The sequence below is a fragment of the Oceanisphaera sp. genome, from assembly GCF_052084945.1.
GTDB lineage: Bacteria > Pseudomonadota > Gammaproteobacteria > Enterobacterales > Aeromonadaceae > Oceanimonas.
In genome coordinates this window covers 1-6,315 of the sequence record NZ_JBQDEX010000132.1, presented here as the reverse complement: position 1 = coordinate 6,315, position 6,315 = coordinate 1, and the positions used below count along the sequence as shown (strand labels likewise).

General features: G+C 48.8%; 5 protein-coding genes. All 5 read left to right on the top strand.

From position 1 onward, the window contains the following. Positions 1–133 precede the first annotated feature (133 nt). From ACTHY5_RS10675 to ACTHY5_RS10655, 5 genes are read left to right on the top strand one after another with little or no spacing between them, the layout of a single operon-like run. Positions 134–469: a SctD/MshK family protein gene (locus ACTHY5_RS10675; protein ID WP_441879469.1), complete on the top strand. Its 336-nt coding sequence runs from the start codon at positions 134–136 to the stop codon at positions 467–469. After that, positions 466–2,217: a pilus (MSHA type) biogenesis protein MshL gene (gene mshL / locus ACTHY5_RS10670; protein ID WP_441879467.1), complete on the top strand. Its 1,752-nt coding sequence runs from the start codon at positions 466–468 to the stop codon at positions 2,215–2,217. Before ACTHY5_RS10675 ends, mshL begins: the two co-directional genes overlap by 4 nt. Further along, complete coding sequence (locus ACTHY5_RS10665) at positions 2,217–3,134, top strand: tetratricopeptide repeat protein (protein ID WP_441879465.1); 918 nt, start codon at positions 2,217–2,219, stop codon at positions 3,132–3,134. The genes mshL and ACTHY5_RS10665 overlap by 1 nt, the downstream gene beginning before the upstream one ends. Then, a complete protein-coding gene (locus tag ACTHY5_RS10660) occupies positions 3,112–4,809 on the top strand; it encodes a GspE/PulE family protein (protein ID WP_441879463.1) in 1,698 nt (565 codons plus the stop codon). The genes ACTHY5_RS10665 and ACTHY5_RS10660 overlap by 23 nt, the downstream gene beginning before the upstream one ends. Further along, the gene (locus ACTHY5_RS10655; protein ID WP_441879461.1) at positions 4,809–6,029 is read left to right on the top strand and encodes a type II secretion system F family protein; all 1,221 of its coding nucleotides are present in this window, start codon (positions 4,809–4,811) and stop codon (positions 6,027–6,029) included. Before ACTHY5_RS10660 ends, ACTHY5_RS10655 begins: the two co-directional genes overlap by 1 nt. Positions 6,030–6,315: the final 286 nt, after the last annotated feature.

Sequence of the window (6,315 nt, the reverse complement as noted above, 5' to 3'; positions counted from 1 at the left end):
GATTATGTAGAGCAGCTAGAGCAGTTATCGGGGCGTATTTTTTGGCAAGGCCTTGAGTTTGAGATAGAAGAATACCCTCAGGCTATTATTCGCCTTAACTTTTTTACCATTAGCCAACATAAGGAGTTGTTGCGTGGTTAATTCATTATTACTGCTGATACTGAGCAGCTCTACACTCAGCACTACCGCCGGTGCCCAAGATCCCACGCGGCCATTAACGCCTATTATGCCGCCCAGTACCGAGGTGCATAGCGAAGTGGCGCCTAAGCCAATAGACTTGCAGCTGCAAGCTATTTTTAGTGGGCGTGATGCCAGCGCTATTATTGACGGCGAGCGTTATCAGGTTGGCGATCAAATACAAAATTACCGCCTATCGCGTATTAAAGCTGATCGCGTATTATTGGAAGGGCAGGGTAGTCCGCTCACCTTAACGTTGTTTCCTACATTATCAAACACGAGTACGCCATGAACCTAACGACACGACCTTTAACTATCGCCTTGTTGAGTGCTTCAATGGCCGCCTGTGTGACTGCCCCCGATGGTACTTTACCCAAAGCGGCATTAGACGAGGCGTTAGCACTTAAACCCAATAGCGTGCCAGATGATGTACAGCGCGAATTGCTTAGTGCCAAGCCGGTAAGCTCCGCTATTACCCGTGCTCCTCGCACCCGTCGTTTTGATATTGCCGCTAACGGTGTAGCGGCTAATGGTTTTTTTAATGCCTTGGCCAACCAACATGGGGTGAGCATTGCTACCCATCCAGACGTTAGTGGCACCATTAGTCTTAATTTACGCCAAGCCACTTTGGCCGATACCATGACTGCTATCTCGCAACTCTATGGCTATGGCATAGAGCATAAAAATGGCGTCTATCAGGTATACCCCAATGGGGTGCGCACTCGCACCTTTAATGTTAATTACCTAATGCTTTCGCGCCAAGGGCAATCACAAACTGCCATTAGCGGCAGTAACTTGTCTAATACCGACAGCGAAGGCAGCAGTAGTAGCAGCTCAACCAACGACGCTACGCGCATAAGCACCGAATCGACCAATGATTTTTGGGTCGATTTAGAGTCTGCCCTAAGTCGTTTAATTGGCAGTAAAGACGATAGAGTGGTAGTCACTAACCCTCAAGCAGGCTTAGTCAGTGTTCGGGCTAACCCCAGCGAGCTGGCATTAGTGGACGACTTTTTAAGCCAAGCCGAGCGCCAGCTTAAGCGGCAAGTGATTTTAGAAGCACGCATTGTTGAGGTGGAGTTAAATGACGGCTACGAGCAAGGCATTGACTGGCAAAACCTACAAGCCGGATCGGGGGCGAACATTAGCCCACCGTCTCGTGTCACTGGTAGTGTTAATCCGTTTCCGGGCTTTAATTTACCCATCTCTGACGTATTAGGTGGCGGCGCCATCTTTAACTTTACCGACGGTAAATTTACCACGGCGGTTAGCCTGCTAGAAACCCAAGGTGAGGTGAATACCTTATCTAACCCTAGAGTGACCACCAGTAATAACCAAAAAGCGGTGATTAAAGTCGGTACAGATGAATACTTTGTTACCAACTTCACCTTAGAAACCACTACCAGTAGCAATGGTAATACTCAACAATCACCCGATATTGAACTAAAACCGTTTTTCTCTGGTATTTCACTCGATGTCACGCCACAAATATCTGAAGACAACAATGTCTTGCTGCATATTCACCCGACCGTTAGTGAAGTGACCGACGGTGAAAAACGTATTGACTTTGGGGACGGGGAAGTTGTGCTGCCGCTGGCTCGCAGCACAGTGCGTGAGTCCGACACCATAGTAGAAGCCCGCTCAGGCGAGATGATCATTATTGGTGGCTTAATGCAAGAAAAACAACGTGAAATGAGTAGCGGGGTGCCTGTGCTAAGCCGCATTCCGGTGTTGGGTAATTTATTTAAAAATCGCAGCGTGTCTACATTAAAAAGCGAGTTAGTGATTATGTTGCGCCCCGTGGTGGTGGCCGAAAACACCTGGACTGATGAGCTACAACGCTCGCGAGATTTATTAGAAAAGTGGTATCCAGAGTCTGAACCTGTGCGGGGAGTAGACCGTGGCGAAGTGAACTTTTCTGAGCCAACGCGGGGCATAGACAACAATCAGCCCATGGCAAAAGAGCCGGTGCGCCAAGGCTCAGGTATTATCTCTAGCAATAAGCGCCCCATGCGCGCCATAGATCGCGAGACGAGGTAATGATAGTCCGCCGTTATATCACATCACTCACTACAATAAGTGCCCTTGCCGGTACGCTTGGGCTACTTGCAACAGGGCTGCCTTATCAAGCCTATGCTCAGCCCTCTGAGCGGATGGACAATGACGCTGTGGCCTTAACGGATTTAATGGTCAAGGCCCCCGAGGCCGAGTTAGATGCGCTGGCTCGCCAGTATTTACAGCAAGTAGCTCCTACTATGGCCACCCAGCCTAAGGCTAAGCCTCATCAAGCCATGGCCCCAAGTGTAGGCGTAACCACTAAAGAAGTGGCCAGTAGTTTAGATATTAGTGAGGTGAAACTGTCGCGTACGCAATGGTTACAAGAAATTAACCAACAAGCCGATGTTGCATTAGCCAACAACAACTGGGCATTAGCCGAAGTTACTTTAGCTCAGGCCTTGGGGGAATTCAGTGATGCCCATAAACTGCGCCTGCGCTTAGCCTCATTAATGTATGGCCGCGGTGCGCTAGGCCAAGCCAGCCAAGTATTACAACAAGGGGTGCATTTAAGTCCCCAGCAACCCGACTTGCGCTTAACCTTAGCGCGGCTACTGGCAGAGCAAGGCCGCTATAGCGCCGCCTTGCACCTGCTTAATGAGCTTGAGCCGACTTTGGCAAAGCACCTCGATTATTACAGCTTAAAAGCCGATATGGCCAGGCGTAGCAATCAGTGTCATCAAGCCATTAACACTTATCAGCAACTTCTTACCCACAGCCGAGTGGGTGCTTGGTGGTTAGGCTTGGGCTTGTGTCAGCGTGAGCTTGGGGAAGATTTTACCTCGGCTTTTTTACAGGCGCGTGCCAGTGCCGACTTAGGCCAAGCTTCACAGCGTTTTGTTGAGCAGCAACTAACACAACTGCAGCAAGAGGAACAAAATGTCCAAATACAAGTTAACTAAGCGCCTAGGTGAGCTGTTAATCGATCATGAGGTGATTAGCCAGCAGCAGCTTGATGCGGTATTGCAGCAGCAACAGCGCGAGGGCGGGCGCATTGGTGCGCTTATGGTACAAATGGGCATTTTAACCGAGCCTGAATTATTAGGCTTTGTGGCGGAACAACTGGGCTTGCCGCTGCTTGACCTTAATAAAATTGATATTGATCCCAAAGCCGTTAAATTATTATCAGAAGTCTATGCTCGTCGCCATCGCGCACTGGTAATTGAAGCCAGCGACACCGATGCCACAGTCGTGTTGTCTGATCCTGCCGATCTTGATACCCAAGATGCCATCAGTAACTTGCTAAGCCCACGCCAAGTGCACTTAGCGGTGGCGTTACAAAGCCAACTCTTTGATTTATACGATCATTTATACCGGCGTACCGACGACATTGCTCACCTAGCCGAGCAGCTACAAGGTGAAAATGCCCCCAGCCGACCGATAATGGAAGCCGCAGGGCTAGATGACAGTGACGCCACTGTGGCTAAATTGCTTTACTCCATGTTTGAAGACGCCCTGCAAGTGGGGGCCTCAGATATCCATATTGAGCCGGATAAAAAACTAATCCGGTTTCGTATGCGTATCGACGGCCGCTTGCAAGAAACCGAGCTTAAAGAGGTCAATATTGGCCCGGCATTAGTATCACGCCTTAAAATAATGGCCGGGCTCGATATTTCAGAGCGTCGCTTACCCCAAGACGGTCGCTTTGCGATTACCATCAAAGACAGTCCGGTCGATATTCGTATGGCTACCATGCCCGTGCAATATGGCGAAGCCGTGGTACTGCGGCTACTGGATCAATCGCAAGGTATTCGCAGCCTCGAAAAAGCCGGTATGCCTCCTGAACTACTGATTAAGTTTCGCCGAAAATTAGCCGCCCCTAATGGCATCATTTTGGTCACAGGCCCCACAGGGAGTGGTAAAACCACCACTTTATATGGCGCATTAACCGAACTTAATACCCCAGAGCGCAAAATCATTACCGCTGAAGATCCGGTAGAATATCAGCTATCTCGGGTGAATCAGGTACAGGTAAACACCAAGGCGGGCCTGACCTTTGCTTCTATTTTGCGCACCAGCTTGCGCCAAGATCCAGACGTGCTTTTAATTGGTGAGATGCGCGACCATGAAACTGCTGAAATTGCCATGCGCGGCGCACTAACGGGTCACTTAGTACTTTCTACCTTGCACACCAACGACGCAGCCAGCTCGGCAGTACGATTAGTCGATATGGGAGTACCAGGTTTTTTGGTGGCCAGTACTCTAAAAGGCATTTTGGCACAGCGCCTAGTACGGCGCTTGTGTGAATACTGCAAAGTAGCGCACCCACTTGATCAAAGCGAACAGCAGTTTTTACAATATTTAAGCCCAGAAGCCAGCCACAGCGGGTTTTATCAGGGCGAAGGCTGTGCCAGCTGTAACCACACTGGGGCCAAAGGGCGAGTAGGCGTATACGAATGGTTAGAAATCACTCATAACATGGCTGATTGCTTGCGCGAACAAAACATAGAGGGCTTTAACCAACTCGTAGCCAGTGATAAGAGCTACGTGACGTTAGCACACTCGGCGCTTAAATTGGCGCAAGCCGGTGATATTGCCCTTAGTGAAGTGCTGCGCTTAAGTGAGTGGATAGACTAATGGCCTTTTTTGAATATCGCGCCCGTAATACCCGAGGCGAGCTCAATAAAGGGCGTTTAGAGGCCGCTTCTGAGCAAGCCGCCGCCGACAGTTTAATGAATGCCGGTTTAATGCCGGTTGAAATTAAAGCAGCCAAGAGCGGTGCTAAGCGCGAGTTTCAATGGCAAAGTTTTTTACACGGTGGCGTTAAACTAGAAGTATTGCTGATTTTATGCCGACAGTTCTCTTCTCTTACTCGCGCTGGTATTCCTATATTGCGCATAGTAGAAGGCTTGCGTGACACCACAGACAATAAAGTGCTTATTACGGCACTCACCGAGGTGGTAACGGCCCTTAACCAAGGGCAAACTTTGGCCAATGCGCTGGCGGCGCACCCGCATATTTTTAATACCCTGTTTGTATCCTTAGTTGAAGTAGGGGAGAGCACCGGGCAATTAGAAGAGGCATTTTTGCAGCTTGCCCATTATTTTCAATTAGAGTTAGACACCAAACGCCGGGTAAAAGCCGCCACCCGCTACCCCATGTTTGTGAGCATCGCCATGGTAGCCGCCATGGTGGTGGTGAATATTTACGTGATACCGGCCTTTACCGGTATCTTTGCCAGCATGGGCTCTGAGTTACCTTTAGTGACGCGCATTTTAATTGCCACCTCTGAGTTTTTTACTAACTACATTTGGCATATGGTAGTGGGCATTATTGCGGCCGTTGTGTTGCTGATGCGCTATGTTAAAACTAAAAAAGGGCGGTTGCGCTGGCATACGCTATTACTGCGTATTCCCATTATTGGCCCCTTGGTAAACCGTATTTTATTAGCGCGCTTTTGCCGCAGTTTTTCTATGATGCTGGGCTCGGGCGTACCCATAGTACAAGTGCTCACCTTGGCGGGTAATGCCACCGGTAATGCCTATTTAACTCAAGCTATTTTAAACATGGGCGATAAACTAGCATCGGGCAGCAGTTTGTCGGCGGTCGCGGAAGAAAGTAAGGTATTTACCCCACTGATTTTACAAATGTTTAAAGTGGGTGAAGAAACCGGCCGAGTAGACCAAATGGTAATGGAAGCCGGTAAATTCTATGAAGAAGAAGTGGATTACGATATTAGTAATTTAACCTCTAAAATAGAGCCGATATTAATCGTGGTGATTTCTGCCATGGTACTAACACTGGCATTAGGTATATTTACCCCCATGTGGGACATGGTAGGTTTGGTGAATGGGTAACCATAGCTTGAAGCCGGAAGCTAGAAGCTGGAAGAAAAACCGATTTGCAACGGAATCCACGGAACCCACGGAAAAATAGAGATAAGCTCGGGAAAAACGGTGATTAGGGACTTGGGAATAGGAAAACAAAAAATACTCAACACTGATTCGCCACGGAATACACGGAAAAGAGACTTCTTATTGTAAGAGCAACACAAATACCCTTGTTGGTAGAAGCCGCTTTAGCCGGCTGGCTTTGCTGAAAAAAAACGGTGATTAGTGACTTGGGGATGGGGACTAGCAAAAC